This is a genomic window from Bradyrhizobium sp. LMTR 3, from assembly GCF_001693485.1.
GTDB lineage: Bacteria > Pseudomonadota > Alphaproteobacteria > Rhizobiales > Xanthobacteraceae > Bradyrhizobium.
Map to the genome: position 1 here is coordinate 223,242 of NZ_MAXC01000001.1, position 16,274 is coordinate 239,515.

17 protein-coding genes are annotated in these 16,274 nt (G+C 62.8%); 14 read left to right on the forward strand and 3 right to left on the reverse strand.

Translation table 11 applies throughout. From position 1 onward, the window contains the following. Positions 1-9 precede the first annotated feature (9 nt). Positions 10-1,038: a LacI family DNA-binding transcriptional regulator gene (locus LMTR3_RS01070; protein ID WP_065743234.1), complete on the reverse strand. Its 1,029-nt coding sequence runs from the start codon at positions 1,036-1,038 to the stop codon at positions 10-12. A 199-nt stretch (positions 1,039-1,237) separates the two neighbouring features. Between LMTR3_RS01070 and LMTR3_RS01075 the strand changes: the two genes are divergently transcribed. From LMTR3_RS01075 to LMTR3_RS01110, 8 genes are all read left to right on the forward strand, one after another. After that, positions 1,238-2,539: an ABC transporter substrate-binding protein gene (locus tag LMTR3_RS01075; RefSeq protein ID WP_065743235.1), complete on the forward strand. Its 1,302-nt coding sequence runs from the start codon at positions 1,238-1,240 to the stop codon at positions 2,537-2,539. Positions 2,540-2,613: 74 nt separating this feature from the next. After that, a complete protein-coding gene (locus tag LMTR3_RS01080; protein WP_028351096.1) occupies positions 2,614-3,501 on the forward strand; it encodes a carbohydrate ABC transporter permease in 888 nt (295 codons plus the stop codon). A gap of 9 nt (positions 3,502-3,510) precedes the next feature. Beyond that, positions 3,511-4,338 (forward strand): carbohydrate ABC transporter permease, encoded by an 828-nt coding sequence (locus LMTR3_RS01085; protein ID WP_065743236.1) that lies wholly within the window; start codon positions 3,511-3,513, stop codon positions 4,336-4,338. Positions 4,339-4,345: 7 nt separating this feature from the next. Then, a complete protein-coding gene (locus tag LMTR3_RS01090) occupies positions 4,346-5,350 on the forward strand; it encodes an alcohol dehydrogenase catalytic domain-containing protein (protein WP_065743237.1) in 1,005 nt (334 codons plus the stop codon). Positions 5,351-5,355: 5 nt separating this feature from the next. Beyond that, positions 5,356-6,429: an ABC transporter ATP-binding protein gene (locus LMTR3_RS01095; RefSeq protein WP_065743238.1), complete on the forward strand. Its 1,074-nt coding sequence runs from the start codon at positions 5,356-5,358 to the stop codon at positions 6,427-6,429. Positions 6,430-6,470: 41 nt separating this feature from the next. Then, complete coding sequence (locus tag LMTR3_RS01100) at positions 6,471-7,385, forward strand: sugar kinase (RefSeq protein WP_141686416.1); 915 nt, start codon at positions 6,471-6,473, stop codon at positions 7,383-7,385. Further along, a complete protein-coding gene (locus LMTR3_RS01105; RefSeq protein WP_065743240.1) occupies positions 7,382-8,419 on the forward strand; it encodes a tagatose 1,6-diphosphate aldolase in 1,038 nt (345 codons plus the stop codon). Before LMTR3_RS01100 ends, LMTR3_RS01105 begins: the two co-directional genes overlap by 4 nt. Before the next feature lie 16 nt (positions 8,420-8,435). Then, a complete protein-coding gene (locus tag LMTR3_RS01110; protein ID WP_065743241.1) occupies positions 8,436-9,563 on the forward strand; it encodes a mandelate racemase/muconate lactonizing enzyme family protein in 1,128 nt (375 codons plus the stop codon). 62 nt (positions 9,564-9,625) lie between these two features. Here LMTR3_RS01110 and LMTR3_RS36010 read toward each other — a convergent pair whose 3' ends face one another. Further along, the gene (locus tag LMTR3_RS36010) at positions 9,626-9,901 is read right to left on the reverse strand and encodes a winged helix-turn-helix transcriptional regulator (protein WP_349643784.1); all 276 of its coding nucleotides are present in this window, start codon (positions 9,899-9,901) and stop codon (positions 9,626-9,628) included. Positions 9,902-10,092: 191 nt separating this feature from the next. After that, positions 10,093-10,872 carry a DNA-binding transcriptional regulator gene (locus tag LMTR3_RS01115; protein WP_065743242.1) on the reverse strand — a complete coding sequence of 260 codons (780 nt, stop codon included), beginning with the start codon at positions 10,870-10,872 and terminating at the stop codon, positions 10,093-10,095. 136 nt (positions 10,873-11,008) lie between these two features. Between LMTR3_RS01115 and LMTR3_RS01120 the strand changes: the two genes are divergently transcribed. The 6 genes from LMTR3_RS01120 to LMTR3_RS01145 are packed head-to-tail and all read left to right on the forward strand — an operon-like array spanning position 11,009 to position 16,227. Next, positions 11,009-11,827 (forward strand): HpcH/HpaI aldolase family protein, encoded by an 819-nt coding sequence (locus LMTR3_RS01120; protein WP_065743243.1) that lies wholly within the window; start codon positions 11,009-11,011, stop codon positions 11,825-11,827. Next, entirely contained in the window at positions 11,811-12,743 is a 933-nt protein-coding gene (locus tag LMTR3_RS01125; protein ID WP_065743244.1) for a cupin domain-containing protein, read from the forward strand. The genes LMTR3_RS01120 and LMTR3_RS01125 overlap by 17 nt, the downstream gene beginning before the upstream one ends. A gap of 29 nt (positions 12,744-12,772) precedes the next feature. Then, positions 12,773-13,744, forward strand: a complete 972-nt coding sequence (locus LMTR3_RS01130; protein WP_065743245.1) for a DUF6282 family protein — start codon at positions 12,773-12,775, stop codon at positions 13,742-13,744. 56 nt (positions 13,745-13,800) lie between these two features. Next, entirely contained in the window at positions 13,801-14,895 is a 1,095-nt protein-coding gene (locus LMTR3_RS01135; protein ID WP_065743246.1) for an alpha/beta hydrolase, read from the forward strand. Positions 14,896-14,939: 44 nt separating this feature from the next. Beyond that, positions 14,940-15,908, forward strand: a complete 969-nt coding sequence (locus LMTR3_RS01140) for a Bug family tripartite tricarboxylate transporter substrate binding protein (protein WP_176721798.1) — start codon at positions 14,940-14,942, stop codon at positions 15,906-15,908. Between the two features lie 16 nt (positions 15,909-15,924). Then, positions 15,925-16,227 (forward strand): SDR family NAD(P)-dependent oxidoreductase, encoded by a 303-nt coding sequence (locus LMTR3_RS01145; protein ID WP_065743247.1) that lies wholly within the window; start codon positions 15,925-15,927, stop codon positions 16,225-16,227. The last annotated feature ends 47 nt before the right edge of the window (positions 16,228-16,274 follow it).

Genomic DNA, 16,274 nt, shown 5'->3' on the forward strand with positions numbered 1-16,274 from the left:
TGTTCCTTGCTATTTGGATGATCGCATCGGCGGCGCTGTCGACTCGCGGACGATCAGCGAATAGTCGACTTCGTGATGCATGATGGTCTGCTCGCCCGCGAGGTGGCGCACGAGATACTCGCCGGCGCGTTGCCAGGTATCTCCGGTCGGTACATGGATGGTCGTGAGGCTAGGGCGCAAATGCCGGCTCCAGTCGAGATCGTCGAAGCCGACCACCGACAGATCGTCGGGCACGGAAAATCCGCTGCGTTCGGCCTCCAGCAGCACGCCATAGGCGATAACGTCATTGCCGCAGACCACCGCCGTCGGCCGATCCTTGAGGCCAAGCAGGTAGCGGGCGGCTTCGCGCGCGTCGTCCAGCGTATAGGGCACCTCGACATGCCATTGCGGGGGCATCTTGATGCCGTGTTCGGCCATCGCGCGGCGAAAGCCGGCGACGCGGGCGCTCGCCCGATCGTTGTTGCGCTGGAGTGCAGAGACGATGCCGATTCGCCGATGGCCGAGTTCGATCACATGCAAGGCCGCACGGTGTGCCGCGGCTTCATTGTCCGTGCCGACGCAGGGATAGGGCCGGTCGGGACGATAGATGCCGACATTGATGAAGGGCACGGAATAGTCGACTAGCATCTTGCGCAAGCCGTCGTGATGGCAGTCGCCGCGCAGCACGAGGCCGTCGACGCCGCGGCTGACGAGGTTGCGCGCCTGCTCCAGTTCAGCGTCGAGGTCGTAGCCGCTCGTAGTCAGGAACAGCATGTAGCCGACGGAAGAGAGATATTTCTGCAGTGAGGCGATGCCGCGCGCGAACATGGTGTTGTCGATAGTCGGAACGATCGCGCCGAGCGTGCGCGACCGTCGTGACGACAACTCGCGTGCCGGCGCGTGCGGAATATAGCCGACCGTCTCGACGGCGCGCGCGATGCGCGCCCGCAGCGGCGCGCTTACCGAGTCCGGGTTGTTGAGGGCGCGGGATACCGAGGCGGTCGACACGCCGGCCTCGGCCGCCACCGCGCGAATTCCCTGCTTTGCGGATCTTTCCATCACCACGTCGGTCGGTTGGATGTAACGTTACAAATGTAAGGATGGCGGATAGTAGATGGGAAGTCCATCGGTATTTGCTTATATAAGTTGTATTTTGCGCAAGCTTGACAGCCAATATCATCGGCCTAGTATGTAACCGTTTTCAAGAAAACCGGTTGAGCCGGAAACGAGGGCGTCAGCCCCATCAGGGAGGAGACCAATGAAAGCCAAAGCCTTTGCGGCGCGCCTTGCGCTTGCTCTTGTCGCGGCCGGTAATGCTGCCTCGGTGGCCTGCGCCGCTGATTTCGACTGGAAGAAATTCCAGGGCAAGACCGTTACCTTCCTCGCCAACAACAATCCGGTGGCGCAGGCGCTGCTGGCGCACAAGGCCGACTTCGAGAAGCTCACTGGCATCACGTTGAAGGTCGACGGCTACCAGGAGCAGCAGATGCGCCAGCGCCTGGTGACCGTGATGAACGCGCGCAGCGACGAGGTCGACGTGTTCATGTCCTTGCCGTCGCGCGAAGGCCCGCAATTCGCTGCTGCCGGCTGGTACGCCGATCTGACGCCCATGACCAAGGGCGCGGTGGCCGGCGACTACGACTATGCCGGCCTCAGCCAGGCTCTACTGAAGGCGGGGACCTTCGACGGCAAGCTCACCAGCATGCCGATGAATATCGAAGGGCCGATCCTCTATTATCGGACTGACATTCTGAAGAAATGCGGCGTCGAACCGCCCGCAACCATCAAGGACATCGAGCCGGCGGCGAAGAAGCTGAAGGCGTGCGACGCCAATATCACGCCATTCGTCTCGCGCGGCCTGAAGCCTGCGATCGCCTATACCTTCAGCAACATGCTGCACAACATCGGCGGCAACTACATCGCCAACGGCAAATCCAACCTCTGCTCGGCCAAGGGCAAGGAAGCCCTCGCGACCTACAGCGGCCTGCTCAGGGATTACGGACCGCCCGGCGTCGTCAATTACAGCTTCCAGCAGATCTCGGCGCTCTATCGCAGCGGCCGCGCGGCGATGTCATTCGAATCCTCGAACGAGCTGCGTACCGTAATGGACGGCGGCGAGCGGCTGAAGGACACCGCGCTTGTTCCGTTCCCGGCCGGCGATGCGGGCCAGGTACCGACAGCGATCGGCTGGGGCATGGCCGTCTCCGCCCACAGCAAGCAGCCCGAGGCTGCCTGGTATTTCGTACAATGGGCAACGAGCCCGGAGATTCAAAAGCGCATGGCGCTGCAGGGGATTGCGCCGCCGCGCTCTGCAGTTGCCAACGATCCCGCGTACCGCAAGTGGATTGAGGAAGAGCCGGTGCGCAAGCAGTGGCAGGCCGCCCTCGATGTTCTGGCTGCGAAAGGCTCGTCTGAGGTCGGCTATCCCATTGTTGCCAATCCGGAGTCGCGCGAATTCATCGGTCAGGCCGTGCAGGATCTGATCCTCAAGCAAAAGACCGTCGATCAGGCCTGCGCCGACGCCGACAAGGGGCTCGATGCCCTGATCGCACAGAAATAGCACATGAGGCGTCGACGGCATTGCTGCGGTCGACGCCTTTCCGTTCCAGATTCAATCCGGGATAACATGCAGGCATGTCCGAGGCTGCCGCCACATTTACTGAAGATCGGCAGAGGCTGGAGCTGGCCGCACTTTCGGCGCCGGCGGTGATCTTCACCGTTGCGATGATTGCGTTCCCGGTCGTCTATACGGTCTGGCTCGGGCTGCACAGCTTTTCCTCCACCGGCAAGCAGTCGTTTGTTGGGCTAGCGAACTATTCAAGGCTGCTCGCCGATACCGAATTCTGGCACGGACTGTGGGTGACGATTGCGCTCTATGTCCTCTCGCTGGTGCTGCAACTCGTGTTCGGTGTGTGGCTCGCGCTGGTTCTTTTTCACGCCAAGCGCCTTCCGGGCATCGTACGCTCGCTCTTCATCTCGCCATTCATGATGCCGCCGGTGGTCGCCGGCATGATGTGGCTGGTCATCCTCGATCCGTCGCTCGGCGCCGCCAACTACATCCTGCAATCCCTGGGGTTGCCGCCGTCGGAGTGGCTGGCATCGCCGGTCTGGGTGATCCCGACGGTTGCGCTGATCGACACCTGGCAATGGACGCCCTATGTCGCGCTGATCGTGCTCGGCGGTCTGCAGTCGCTGCCGCCGAGCGTTTATGAGGCGGCGCAAATCGATGGCGCCTCGGCGTTCAAGACGTTCCAGCGCATCACGTTGCCGCTGCTGTTGCCGACGATCGTCACGGCAACGATCCTGCGCAGCGTCGATCTGCTGCGCTTCTTCGACATCATCTACATCACGACCCAAGGGGGCCCCGGCAACGCGTCGAATACGCTCAACATCTACGGCTTCCGGGTCGGCTTCGAGTTCTTCAACATTGGCTATGCGAGCGCGCTGATGTTGACGTTGACTGCGATCGTGTTCGGCGCGGTGCTGGCATTCAACCGCCTGCGTGGCGCAGTGGCCTGGTGAGGTGAAGCCATGACCGACGCGCCGATCACCGATGCCTGGATCCGCCGCCTCAACCTGCTTCAGCTCGTGGTCGCCGGCATCATCGTGCTGACGCCAACGCTCTGGATGGTGCTGTCCTCGCTGAAGCCGTCATTCGAGGTGACCGCCTATCCGCCGACGCTGGTGTTCGCGCCGACGCTCGAGAACTATGCGCAGCTCACGAAAACGACGCCCTTCCTGAGCTACGCGATCAACAGCCTGATCGTCACCATCGGTTCAACCGCCCTTGGCCTGTTGTTCGGAATTCCCGCGGCGTTTGCCGTATCGTGGACGCGCATTTCATGGCCGGCGATACTGACGCTGGCGGCGCGTATGGCGCCCGGAACGCTGTTCCTGCTGCCGTGGTACGTGATGTTCCGCCAGGTCGGCATGATCGGCTCCTACACCGCGCTCATCCTGAGCCATGCCGTCATCACGCTTCCGATCGTCATATGGGTTCTGCTACCGTCGTTCGACGGCATCCCGCGCAGCGTCTTTGAGGCTGCACAGGTCGATGGTTGCAGCGTCACGCGCATCCTCTGGCGGATCGCGCTGCCGCTGGTCGCCTCTGGCGTCGCGGTGGCGTCCATCCTGGCCTTCGTGTTTTCCTGGAACTATTTCCTGTTCGCGCTGGTACTCTCGAACGGCGACAGCAAGACGCTGATTGCTGCCGCATTCAACTTTATCGGCGAAGGATCGACGCAATGGGGCGCGTTGATGGCCGCCGCAACGCTGATCGCGCTGCCGCCGCTGATTCTGGCCGCGCTGGTTCAGCGCTGGCTGGTATCCGGACTGACGCTTGGCGCAGTGAAAGGCTAGGGATTGGATGAACGTCGTTCCGCTACCGAATTCGATCATGCAGGCCGCCGTGTTCCACGGCGGAGACCGCATCACCATCGAGCGCATCGCAATGCCGGAGGTGGCGATCGGCGAGGTGCTGGTGCGAGTCTCGCGAACCGCGCTGTGCGGCTCCGATTTCAAGCTCTGGCACAAGGGCGCCGAGTTTACCGCCGGCCATGAGATCTTCGGTGTGGTCGAGCAGCCCGGCCATGCCATGCACGGCAAACGTTGCGCCGTCTACATCCCGCTGCATTGCGACCGCTGTGCGGCTTGCCAACGCGGCGATACGCAGATGTGCCTGGAGATATCGAGCCTGATCGGCTGGAACAGGCCGGGCGGCTACGCCGAATACGTGCCGGTCCCGGAAAATTGCCTGCTGCCGGTACCTGACGACATCGAAGACAGCCTGGCGCCGCTTCTGCTTGACGTGATCGGCACGTCAGGTCATGCCGTGCGTTTCGTCAGCCGTATTGTGCCGCCACAAGAGGCGGGGCCGGTTCTGGTGATGGGCGCCGGGCCCGTTGGGCTCGGCGTGGTGCTGGCGCTCCGCAGTCTCGGCTATCGCGACATTCATGTCGCCGATCCCAATGCGGCGCGCCTCAAGATCGCGCAGTCGTTCGGCGCAAAGCCGCACCCGGTCGGTGATACGTCGAGGCGCTTCGCGCTGATCATGGAATGTTCGGGCGCGCACGCGGCCCGTAATCTCGGCATCGAGCTCGTCTTGCCGCGCGGAGCACTGGTGCTGGTCGGTGAGAACGCCGCGCCCTGGACGATCGAGGAAGGCAAGGTGTTCCGGCGCAAGGATTTCTACATGATCCGCACGTTCTACTTCCCGATCAGCGATTTCGAGCCCAACGTGGCCTTGCTGCGCCAGTACAAGGAGGAATATCGCGTCCTGGTCGACGGCGAATTCGGGCTCTCGGCACTGCCGGAGAATTTTGCGCGATTCGCCCAGGGTGAATTGATCAAGCCCGTGCTGGCGCTGGGTTAGCGGTCATGGCCTCGATCTCGATCCGCAATCTCGTCAAGCGTTATGGCAGCTTTACCGTCATTCCCGATCTCAATCTCGAGATTGCGGACCACGAGTTTGTCGTTTTCGTCGGCCCGTCCGGATGCGGCAAGTCGACCTTGCTGCGGATCATCGCCGGTCTTGAACCGATCAGCTCCGGCGAGCTCTATATCGGCGACAATCGCGTCAACGGCGTTCCCGCCGCCCAGCGCGATATCGCCATGGTGTTCCAGGATTACGCGCTCTATCCGCACATGCGGGTCTACGAGAACATGTCCTTTGCGCTCGAACTGCGCGGTACGCCGAAGGCCGAGATCGATGCGCGGGTCAAGCGCGCTGCGGCCTTGCTGCACATCGAACCCTATCTCGACCGCAAGCCGAAGGAATTGTCTGGCGGCCAGCGGCAGCGTGTGGCGATGGGGCGCGCGATCGTGCGCAATCCAAAGGCCTTTCTGTTCGACGAGCCGCTATCCAACCTCGACGCCAAACTGCGCGGGCAGGTGCGCGCCGAAATCAAGGCGCTGTCGCAACAGCTTAAGACCACGATGGTCTTCGTCACGCACGACCAGATCGAAGCCATGACCATGGCTGACCGCATCGTGGTGATGCAGAGCGGCACCGTTCAGCAATATGACACGCCGGAGACGGTCTATGAGCGACCGTCCAACCAGTTCGTCGCCGGCTTCATTGGTTCGCCGGCCATGAATTTCTTTCCGGTCGAACTGCGCGGAGAGCAGATCGTGTTTTCGCAGGGTGGCACTGACGCGCCGCTCGACGCGGAAAGCCGCGATCTGTTGCGCAAGACCGGCCATGGCGTATTCGGAATCCGTCCCGAGCATTTTTCGGTGACGGCAGATGCTGCCGGAGCCGTGGTGGTGACGGTGAGGCTGGTCGAGCCGCTTGGCTCGGATACGCTGATTCATTTCGATCTGGCCGGCGTATCGGCGATCGCGCGGGTCGATCCCTCGCTGCGGCCGAAGGTCGGCGATCGTCTTAACCTGCGTCCGCAGCCCGGCAGGGCGCATCTGTTCGACGGCAGCAATGGCCAGGTGCTGCGGTGAACGAGCACGCCAATCCCGCGACGCGGACGAGGTTGGCCGACATGGCCTCGAAAGCAAGGTGCGCGCATGTGATCTGCCTCGGCCTCTCGGCGCTTGATCAGATCTGGCGCGTTGACCAAAGGTTTTCAGGCGAAAGCGAAAAGATCAGGAGTCTCGACTATTCCACACTGGGCGGTGGCATGGCCGCAAACGCTGCGGTCGCCATCGCGCGTCTCGGCGGCGCCGCCGCCTTCTGGGGCCGTGGCGGCGATGACGCCGCCGGGCATGAGATGCGGTCAGCGCTATCAGCCGAAGGCATTGACGTTGCGAATTTCAAATTGTTTCCCGAAGGCCGCTCGTCGGTCTCTGGCGTGATCGTCGACAAGTCCGGTGAACGGCAGATCGTGAATTTTCGAGGGTCGTATCCCGAGCGAGCGGATTGGCTACCGCTCGATGCCGTTGCAGGCGCTTCCGCCGTGCTTGCCGATCCGCGCTGGCCGGAGGGAGCTGTTGCGCTGTTCGAAAAAGCGCGCGCATTGGGCATCCCGACCGTCCTCGACGGCGATGTCGCCGAAGCCGCCATATTCGAGCGTCTGCTTCCGCTCACCGATCACGCGGTATTCTCTGAACCCGCGCTGGCCGCCTTCATGGGCTCGGCCAGTGACGCCTCGCTGGCGAAACTTGCGCGCTTCAACTGCCGCATCGTCGCGGTCACCCGCGGACATGAAGGGGTGAGTTGGTACGAGAATGGCAGCCTGCAAAAGCAGGCCGCATTCCGCGTCAGGGTCGTGGACACGACGGGTGCGGGCGACGTCTTTCACGGCGCCTATGCCTTTGCGGTCGGTATGGGTCTCGCCGTGCGCGATGCCATGGCATTTGCTGCCGCCACGGCGGCGCTGAAGTGTGAGCATTCGGGCGGACGCGCCGGAATTCCCTCGATCGAAAATTGTCTTGCATTCATGAGGACGAACCAATGAGAACAATTGGAAAGAACCGCGGGCTTGCGCGTCTGGCCGATGCGGACGGGCACTTTCGCATGGTCGCGCTCGACCAGCGGCCCCCGCTGTTTGATGCCATCGCACAGGCGAAAGGCATCACCAGGGATCAGGTCGAGTATGCCGATGTGACTGCGGCCAAGCGGCTTCTGGTGGAGACGCTGGCGCCACACTGCAGCTCGATGCTGTTTGATCCGAATTTTGCGGTGCCTGCGGCCATCGACCTATTGCCGGCCCGCTGCGGCCTCATCATGACGCTCGAGGAGCATCGCGTCGAGGAAACTCCGGGTGGCCGCAAGTCGCGGGCCATCACCGATTGGAGCGTGGAGAAGATCCGCGCCATCGGCGGCGATGCGGTGAAGGTGCTCGCATGGTACCGGCCAGATGCCGATCCTGCCGTCAACGAACATCAGAAGCGCTTCGTGCGGTCGGTCGGCGAGGACTGCGCCCGTCACGACATCCCTTATGTGCTCGAGCTGCTGGTATACCCCTTCCTCGGCAGCGCCAACCACACCGCCGACTATGTGGAATCGCCGGGCAAGCTGCCGAAGCTTGTCATCGACAGCGTGCAGGAGTTTGCGAAGCCTGAATACGGCGTCGATCTGCTGAAGCTCGAAAGTCCGCTTGCGGCCAACAGCCTGCCGCCGCGCGATGGAAGCGCTGAGTCAAAAGCTGCGCAGAAGGAGTTCGAGGCAATCGGCGACATCTGTCGCCAACGCAACATCCCCTGGGTGCTGCTGTCAGGCGGTGCGGCACCGGAAAAATTCGAGCGCGTGCTGGACTTCGCCTACGCCGCCGGCGCCGGTGGCTTTCTGGCCGGCCGCACGATTTGGCTGGATGCCGTGCGCAGCCATTTTCCTGATCGCGCCGCAGTCGCCGCCAGCCTTCGCAAGGACGGCGTCGGCGTGCTCGAACGGCTCAACACGCTGACCAAGGCCAAGGCAAAGGCCTGGACAGCGCGCTTTCCCGCCTTCAGCGAAATCAGGCAGGAAGGTGATTTCGCGCGAGCGTATTGATTTTCCGGGGCCTGACATGACGTCGCAAACATTCACCGTCCGTAGCGTGCAGGCCTTCTGCTATCGTTACCCGTTGTCGACGCCGGTTGTTACCTCCTTCGGCAAGATGCTTGACAGGCCGGCAGTATTCGTTCGTGTGGAAGACACTGACGGCAATGCCGGCTGGGGCGAGATTTGGTCAAACTTTCCATCGGTCGGAGCCGAACATCGAACGCGACTCGTCAACGAGGTGCTGGCGCCCGCGACATGCGGGCGCACAGTCGGCGCCCCCCAGGAAATCTTCGAGGCCCTGACACAGGGCACCACCGTGCTGGCGCTGCAATCCGGCGAGCCCGGTCCGTTCGCGCAGGCGATAGCGGGAATTGATCTTGCAGTTTGGGATCTGTTCGCGCGGCGGCGGAAGCTACCACTGTGGCGGTTGCTTGGTGGCAACGGCAAGACGATAAGGGTCTACGCCAGCGGAATTAATCCGACGGGTTCGCGGCAAGTGGCGGAATCGGCCATTAGGCGCGGGCATCGCGCATTGAAACTGAAGATCGGCTTCGAACTGGCGACGGATCGCGCCAATCTGGCGTCGCTGCGCGATCTGGTAGGCGACGGCGTGCTGGCAGCGGATGCCAATCAGGGCTGGTCGTTGGCCCGTGCGCTGGAGATTGCGCCGCATCTGCGCGAGTTCGATCTTGCCTGGCTGGAAGAGCCGATCCGTGCCGATCGGCCGTGGCGGGAATGGCAAGAGTTGCGTGAAAACGTCGGCATCCCGCTGGCGGCCGGAGAGAACATCGCGAGCCGCGCGGGGTTCGAGCAAGCGCTCGGCGACAACGTATTGCACGTCATGCAGCCCGACATCGCCAAATGGGGTGGCCTGACTATGTGCGCAGGTATCGCGCGCGACATCCTGGCGTCGGGCAAGACCTTCTGCCCGCACTATCTCGGCGGTGGAATTGGTCTGCTCGCATCGGCGCATCTGCTTGCCGGGATCGGTGGCGACGGTCTGCTGGAAGTCGATTCAAACGACAATGTGCTGCGCGACCGACTTTGCGGACCGCTCATCAACGTGACGAACGGAACCGTGACGCTGGGCGAAGAGCCGGGATTGGGAATCGAACCGGATCTGAGCCCGATCGAGCAGTACCGGACCGCTTGATCCGACGGGGCCGCATGCATCTCGTTCGGATAGAGCGGAGCTTTCATTCGCCCTATCGTAACTTACGCCGGTAACTTCGCCGCCCACTTCTTCGCCCAAATACCAAGAGGAACAAGAAGGGCATAAAGTTCGTGTCCGGTCGGTGTAGCGCGATAACCCTCGGTCGAATGCTCGACCAAGCCTGCTTCACGCAGTTCTTTCAGGCGCGAATTAAGAACCGTAGGCGAGATCGATTCGCAACGTTCTTGCAGTTCGCGGAATGTGCAGGGTCCGCCATTGCTGAGATTCCACAGAACGCCCAATGTCCAGCGTCGCCCCAACAGGTCCAGGAGCGCCATGACCGGGACGCCTGTCCGCGAGCCTCGGACAGGTTTCCCAGGTCTTGGTGTTTGGCTCATAGGCATTCTCGCTACTAAATAGGTAGCACTGCCTCTGTCAAGCGTTGGGGATCTCACCACGCCATCGCGGGCACACAGGATGCCCATCACTGTGCTCGCCGCAGCACTCTGGCGGCTCATCTCCCCAGCCTCTACTCCTGCAACGACGAGACGCTTGCGGCAATATTGTCCGCCAGGGCTTTCACCAGCGGCACGTAGCGCCCGACGACGTCTGCGCGGTCGAGCGCCGAGGTGAAGTAGGTCATGCCGACGGTGGCGAGAACGCGATGATTGACGATGACGGGGAGCGCGATCGTGTTCGAGGAGCGCGGTTCGACCATCGGGTCGCGTTCGGCAAAACCTTGCTTGCGGATCGTGGCCAGCAAAGCCAATGCCCGCTTTCGCTCGGTGGCGAGTTTGTCTTCGGCCTCCTGCGAGCGGGCCAGCATGTCGAGCAGCATCGATCGCTCGCTGACCGGACAGAACGCCAGATAGGCGCGCCCCAGCGCCCGCCCGAGCAGGCTGAGTTGCATGTTGAGCGTGCCGTGAAAGGGCGAGACCGGGCTGTCGGGAATGGTGCTGAAGCGGACCACGACCGAACTCCGTTCGAGGACGGCGATGGCGATCGGCCAGTGATATTGCCGCGTGAAGGCGAGCGCCCACGGGCGCGCAGCCTCCACCACCAGCGGATCGCCGTGAAAGCCGTTGCTCAGCGACTTGACCCGCGAGGCGACCGCGTAGCCGCCCTGTCGCCGGTCGTTGGCGGCATAGCCCAGCGCGCATAGCGACTTCATCAACCGCACCACCGTCGATTTCGGCAGCCCCGTCGCCTTGTGCAGACGATCGATCGAGGTGACGCGGTGGCGATTGAGCTCCTCCAGCAAGAGGAGCGTACGCGAGGCGGCTTCGACGGTGTCGGATTTGAGCGGCATCTTGAAATTCCACCTGGTGGAACGCGGCGGAATAGCTATGGCCGATCGGCGTCGTCCCTGCAATGGTTTTCGCCAAGCGCCACGCCGGACCTGTCTTCCGAAGGCAGCCTGTGCAGATGGCCGGGGAGGAGCAACCGTGTCCGGAGACGTCGTCAGGCCGCATTTTTCGTCATTCCGCCGCCGCTTCGCTGCGCGACAGGTCGTCGTCGGCTCGTTCATCAAGACGCCGACCACGCACGCAACCGAGATATTCGGCGCGCTCGGCTACGATTTCGTCGTGATCGACGAGGAGCACGCGCCGATCGATCGCGCGATGACCGATGTCATGCTGCTGGCTGCGCGCGCCAGCAACCTCGCCGGAATCGTGCGGGTGTCGTCGGATGATCCGGCCAAGATCCTGTCCTGCCTGGATTGCGGCGCAGCCGGTGTGCTGGTGCCGCATGTCGCGACGGTCGAGAAGGCACGCGCCATTGCGGCCGCCGCGCGATACCGCGGTGGGCGGCGCGGCTATTCCGGCTCGTCCCGCGCCGGCGCCTATGGCGGCACGCCGATGTGGTCTCTCGTCGATGAACAGGATGAATCGGTTTGCGCGATTGCAATGATCGAGGATCCGGAAGCGCTTGACCATATCGACGCCATCGCTGCGGTCGATGGAATCCACGGCTTCTTCATCGGCCGCGGCGACCTCACGGTCGCCCTTGGCGCCAAATCCTCGGCCGACGCGTCCGTCAAGGACGCGGTGATCAGGATCATTGCAGCGGCGAAGAAAGTCGCCAAGCCGGTTTGCGTGATGGTCGCGAGTCCGGCGGAAGCCAGGGATTTCGCCGAACTCGGGGCCAGCGCATTCATCATCTCGTCGGATCAGGGGCTGATGCGTCGGGCCGCGGCGCAAACGCTCACCGATTTCAAATCGCTCGTTCGAACCACGGATGGCTCACATGTACCACAGCACTGATCCGCGCGCTGCGCTCGCCGCCACGCCCGTCGGCACAAAACCCGCCGCCACCCACTTTGCGGGTGCCGAGTACGCCAAATTCTACGAAACGCCGCCGGCCGAAAATCAGAACGGCGCGCGCACCTGGTACGCCCGCGGCCAGAACTTCATCATTGCCTATAGCGAGGCCGACAAGGGTGCGGTGCTGAGCCGGACCAACCAGCCCGACGAATATGTCGTGCTGCTTCCAGATCCCGGCGCCGGCGCCGAGATCGTCTGGGGCAACGAGCGCAAGGTCGTCAACGGTCACTCCATCAGTTTCGTGCCGGCGGGTGCAAGCTCCGTCACGTTGCTGGGGGCTGCCAAGGTGGTGCGCATGGTGACGACGCGATCGGAAGACCTCGCAAAACTCTGCTCGAACGCCGCGTCCTACGCGACGCCGCATCCCAATCTACCGCCGTTCGAGCCGTGGCCGGAGGCGACCGCGGGCACGAAGATCCGGACCTACAGTCTCGACGTCGCGGCGACGCCGGGCCGGTTCGGGCGCATCTTCCGCTGCTCGACCTTCATGGTGAATTTCCTGGAGCCGAAGCACGGCCCGCGCGACCCGAGCAAGATGTCGCCGCATCACCATGACGATTTCGAGCAATGCTCGCTGGCGCTGGCCGGCACCTTCGTTCACCATCTGCGCTGGCCGTGGACGACCGACATGGCCCGGTGGCGCGACGACGATCACGAACGCTGCGGATCGCCCTCGGTCGCGGTGATTCCACCGCCGGCCATTCACACATCGCAAGCCGTCGATCCCAAGCTCAACGTTCTCGTCGACATCTTCTGCCCGCCGCGCCTGGATTTCTCGGCCAAGCCGGGCTGGGTGTTGAATGAGGACGATTATCCGATGCCCGCGCAAACCGGCGCCGGCCAATCCGCGGCCTGACATATCTCCATCTGAAAGGGCCTTCGACCATGGCCGACAAGCAAGCGTCCTACCCGAACACCGTGCCGCTGCCGCCGCTATCGCGGGCGGCGGAAGTTGCCGAGCTTCTGGTCGGCGCGATCGATCTGCACTGCCATAGCGGCCCGGCAGCCATGCCACGCATCCTCGATCATCATGAGGAGCTGCTCGACGCGGCGGAAGCAAAATTCCGCGCCGTGCTCTACAAGGATCATTTTTATGCCGGCATGGCGCATGCGATCCTGCTGGAGAAGCTGTTTCCCGAAACCAATGTAAAACTGTTCTCCGGCATCGTGCTGAACAATGCCTCGGGCGGTATCAACCTGCATGCGGTCGACCATACGATCAAGCTCGGCGGCAAGATCGTCTGGATGCCGACGCTGTCGGCGGCGAACCATATCAAGGCGATGTCGGCTGGAAACTCGACGTTTCCGAAGACCTCACAAAAAATGCTCGAACCGATCCCGCTTTCCGCGCTCGACGCCCATGGCAAGCTCACGGACGACACCAAGAAGGTCATCGATCTCATCGCCGAGGCGGACATTATCCTGGCCGGCGGCCATCTGCCGGCCAGCGAATTGCACATCCTGTTCGAAGAGGCGGCGCGACGCGGCGTCAAGAAGATGATGGTCAACCATCCGACCTACATCGTCGGCTGCAATGACACCGATATCCGCCAGCTCGTCGCGCGCGGCGTCAAGATGGAGCATTCGATCTGCATGTTCATCGAAGGCAAATCCTTAAAGTACAGCGCGGACGATCTCGCGCACCTGATCGAAGTGGCTGGCGTCGACAACACGATTCTGTCGTCCGACCTCGGCCTGCAGGGCTCGCAGCGTCCGGTCGACGGCTTCCGCAGCATCACCCAGATCCTGCTCGATCTGCAGATGCCGCGGCCCGCGATCAGGAAGCTCATCAGCGACAACGCAGCACGGTTTCTGAACCTTCCGGTGATGCCGTCGACCGCGCAAGACGCCGCTTAGCGGGACAGGCGCGAAGACCGCGAAAAGCGGCGCGCGCTTAAGGGGAGGAAGTCAGCATGGAACGGGTAGATCGCGACGGTGACGCGCCGATGCACCGCATCGTGGCGCGAGCTATGCCATTGGTGGCGGCATTGCTGTTCATGGGAGCAAGCCATACGGCAGCCGCGGAAGAGCAGCGCCAGCCGCTGAGGCCGCCGATCATCCTGGAATCGACGGGCGCGTATGAAGTGGGCGGCAAGGTCGTTGCCAAGCCCGACGATCCCAGCCAGACGCTCTCCTGCGACCATGGTTACGTCGAATACTTCATCCCCGCGAAAAGGCGCAGCGTCGGCCTGATCATGTGGCACAGCTCCAGCACCAAGGTGTGGGAGAACCGCTGGGACGGCGGCGAAGGCTACAAGAGTATCTTCCTGCGCAAGGGCTATCCTGTTTACCTGTGGGACGGCCCGCGCGTCGGCCGCGCGAACTGGAGTTGCGAGCCGATCAGCTACACGCCTGACTATTTCGATCAGCGTAACTTTGCCGCCTGGCGCTTCGGTCTGACCTATCTCAATTGGCATCCGGGCCTGCAGTTTCCGACGGCCGACAAGGAAGCCTGGAATCAGGCGACGCGCGCCCGTTACGACGAGTTCGATACGCTCGATAACGCATTGTTGCAGGCGGAGGCCGGCGGCCAGGCGATCGACAAGATCGGCCCCGTGATTGCCGTCACCAATTCCGCGGGGGGCTGGCGCGCGCTGTTGTCGGCGCTCAAGGCAAAGAGCGACAACATGAAGGGCATCGTCGCCTACGAAACGCCAGGCTTCGTCTTTCCGGTGGGCGAGGGGCCCGAGCCGAAGCCGGATGCGCCCTACGGTCCCAATTCCGTGCCGCTCGTCGAGTTCAAGAAGCTGACCAGGTTTCCGATCCAGATGGTATTCGGCGACTACACCGAGACGCGTCCGATCTGGGCCGCCTCGGTCAAGGTGGCACGGACCTTCTGCGATATCGTCAATCGTCACGGCGGAGATTGCGAAGTCCTGCTGCTTCCCGATGCGGGTCTGCGCGGCAACACGCACATCGCCTTTGCCGATCTCAACAATGAAGCCGTTGCGGAGAAACTGTCCAAATGGCTGGGCCGCAAGGGCCTGGACAAGTTTGCCGAAGAATAAGCGCTGGCGCCCATGCAGGACCTGCGCACAGCTCGGGAGGAAACATGCGTCCGCTCTCTTTCGGCCTCATAGGCCTGGCACTTGCCATTGCGCCATGTCAGCCCGCCGCGCAGGAGTGGCCGAGCCGGCCGGTCACCATGATCGTGCCGTTCCCGGCTGGCGCCGCCGTTGACACGTTGGCGCGCGCCGTTGCTCATGCGCTGAGCGAAGACTTCGGCAAACAGTTCATCGTCGAAAACCGCGCGGGGGCGGGCGGCAATCTCGGTGGGGCGGCTGTCGCCAAAGCGGCTGCAGATGGCCATACGTGGCTGTTCGGGACGCCGGCGCCGATCGCGCTCAACAAGTTCATGTACAAGGGCCTGGCTTACGATTCCGAGCGAGATTTCACGCCGGTTGTGCTCGTCGCCAAGTCTCCAATGATCATTACGGCGACATCAGACTTTCCAGCGAAGACGCTTCCCGACCTGATCGCCTATGCCAAGCAGAACCCGGGCAAGGTCAACGTCGGCCATCCCGGCAACGGCACGCTCGGACACATTACCTCGGCGCTGATCCAGCAGTTTGCCGGCGTGGAGATGACACATGTACCCTATCGCGGGTCCGCGCCGCTGATCACGGACCTCTTGGGCGGACAAGTCAACGTCGCCATGGATTTCATGCCGACCTATCTGCCGCTGATAGCCGACCGCAATATCCGCGCGCTTGCGGTGACGACGAGCCAGCGCGTTGCGCAACTGCCCGATGTACCGACGGTGCAGGAAGCGGGATTTAGGGGATTCGAGGCGACCGCATGGTACGCGATCGTGGCTCCAACCGGTACACCGCCTGAGATCGTGATGAAGGTCAACAAGGCGGTGAATGCCTTTCTGAAGAGCGACAAGGGCAAGACCATCCTCGAACAAAATTCGTTGCAAGGCGTCGGAGGCGCGCCGCAAGACCTCAAGGCGTTTATCGATGGCGAACGCGACAAATGGCGGCCCGTGATCGAGGCCGCAAAGATCGCGATGCAGTAAAGCGAGATCGCCATAGATGGCTGCTATTGAAATTCCTGCGCTGTCGATCCCGAAGGTTGTCCTCGTCACCGGCGGCAACAGCGGCATCGGCAAGGCGACGGCGGCGCGCCTTGCCGCCATGGGTTCTGCTGTCGTGGTCGGCTACAACAGCCGCCGCTCGCTGGCCGACCAGGTGATCGATGGGCTGCAAGGCAGCCGGCGCGTCGCCATGCGGATCGCGATCGACGATCCGGCTTCCATCTCAGAGGCCGCGGCGGCCGTGGGCACGCGGTACGGGCGGCTCGATGCGTTGGTCATGACGATGTGGCGAGGGTGGTAGTTGCCTGCATCGTCAACCTCACCAGTTCGACGGGAATTGTGGTGCCG

What these genes read in the sequence shown, in the direction of transcription:
- LMTR3_RS01070 (WP_065743234.1), bottom strand. Translation starts at nt 1,038, where the DNA reads ATGGAAAGATCCGCAAAGCAGGGAATTCGCGCGGTGGCGGCCGAGGCC.
- LMTR3_RS01075 (WP_065743235.1), top strand. Translation starts at nt 1,238, where the DNA reads ATGAAAGCCAAAGCCTTTGCGGCGCGCCTTGCGCTTGCTCTTGTCGCG.
- LMTR3_RS01080 (WP_028351096.1), top strand. Translation starts at nt 2,614, where the DNA reads ATGTCCGAGGCTGCCGCCACATTTACTGAAGATCGGCAGAGGCTGGAG.
- LMTR3_RS01085 (WP_065743236.1), top strand. Translation starts at nt 3,511, where the DNA reads ATGACCGACGCGCCGATCACCGATGCCTGGATCCGCCGCCTCAACCTG.
- LMTR3_RS01090 (WP_065743237.1), top strand. Translation starts at nt 4,346, where the DNA reads ATGAACGTCGTTCCGCTACCGAATTCGATCATGCAGGCCGCCGTGTTC.
- LMTR3_RS01095 (WP_065743238.1), top strand. Translation starts at nt 5,356, where the DNA reads ATGGCCTCGATCTCGATCCGCAATCTCGTCAAGCGTTATGGCAGCTTT.
- LMTR3_RS01100 (WP_141686416.1), top strand. Translation starts at nt 6,471, where the DNA reads ATGGCCTCGAAAGCAAGGTGCGCGCATGTGATCTGCCTCGGCCTCTCG.
- LMTR3_RS01105 (WP_065743240.1), top strand. Translation starts at nt 7,382, where the DNA reads ATGAGAACAATTGGAAAGAACCGCGGGCTTGCGCGTCTGGCCGATGCG.
- LMTR3_RS01110 (WP_065743241.1), top strand. Translation starts at nt 8,436, where the DNA reads ATGACGTCGCAAACATTCACCGTCCGTAGCGTGCAGGCCTTCTGCTAT.
- LMTR3_RS36010 (WP_349643784.1), bottom strand. Translation starts at nt 9,901, where the DNA reads ATGGCGCTCCTGGACCTGTTGGGGCGACGCTGGACATTGGGCGTTCTG.
- LMTR3_RS01115 (WP_065743242.1), bottom strand. Translation starts at nt 10,872, where the DNA reads ATGCCGCTCAAATCCGACACCGTCGAAGCCGCCTCGCGTACGCTCCTC.
- LMTR3_RS01125 (WP_065743244.1), top strand. Translation starts at nt 11,811, where the DNA reads ATGTACCACAGCACTGATCCGCGCGCTGCGCTCGCCGCCACGCCCGTC.
- LMTR3_RS01130 (WP_065743245.1), top strand. Translation starts at nt 12,773, where the DNA reads ATGGCCGACAAGCAAGCGTCCTACCCGAACACCGTGCCGCTGCCGCCG.
- LMTR3_RS01135 (WP_065743246.1), top strand. Translation starts at nt 13,801, where the DNA reads ATGGAACGGGTAGATCGCGACGGTGACGCGCCGATGCACCGCATCGTG.
- LMTR3_RS01140 (WP_176721798.1), top strand. Translation starts at nt 14,940, where the DNA reads ATGCGTCCGCTCTCTTTCGGCCTCATAGGCCTGGCACTTGCCATTGCG.
- LMTR3_RS01145 (WP_065743247.1), top strand. Translation starts at nt 15,925, where the DNA reads ATGGCTGCTATTGAAATTCCTGCGCTGTCGATCCCGAAGGTTGTCCTC.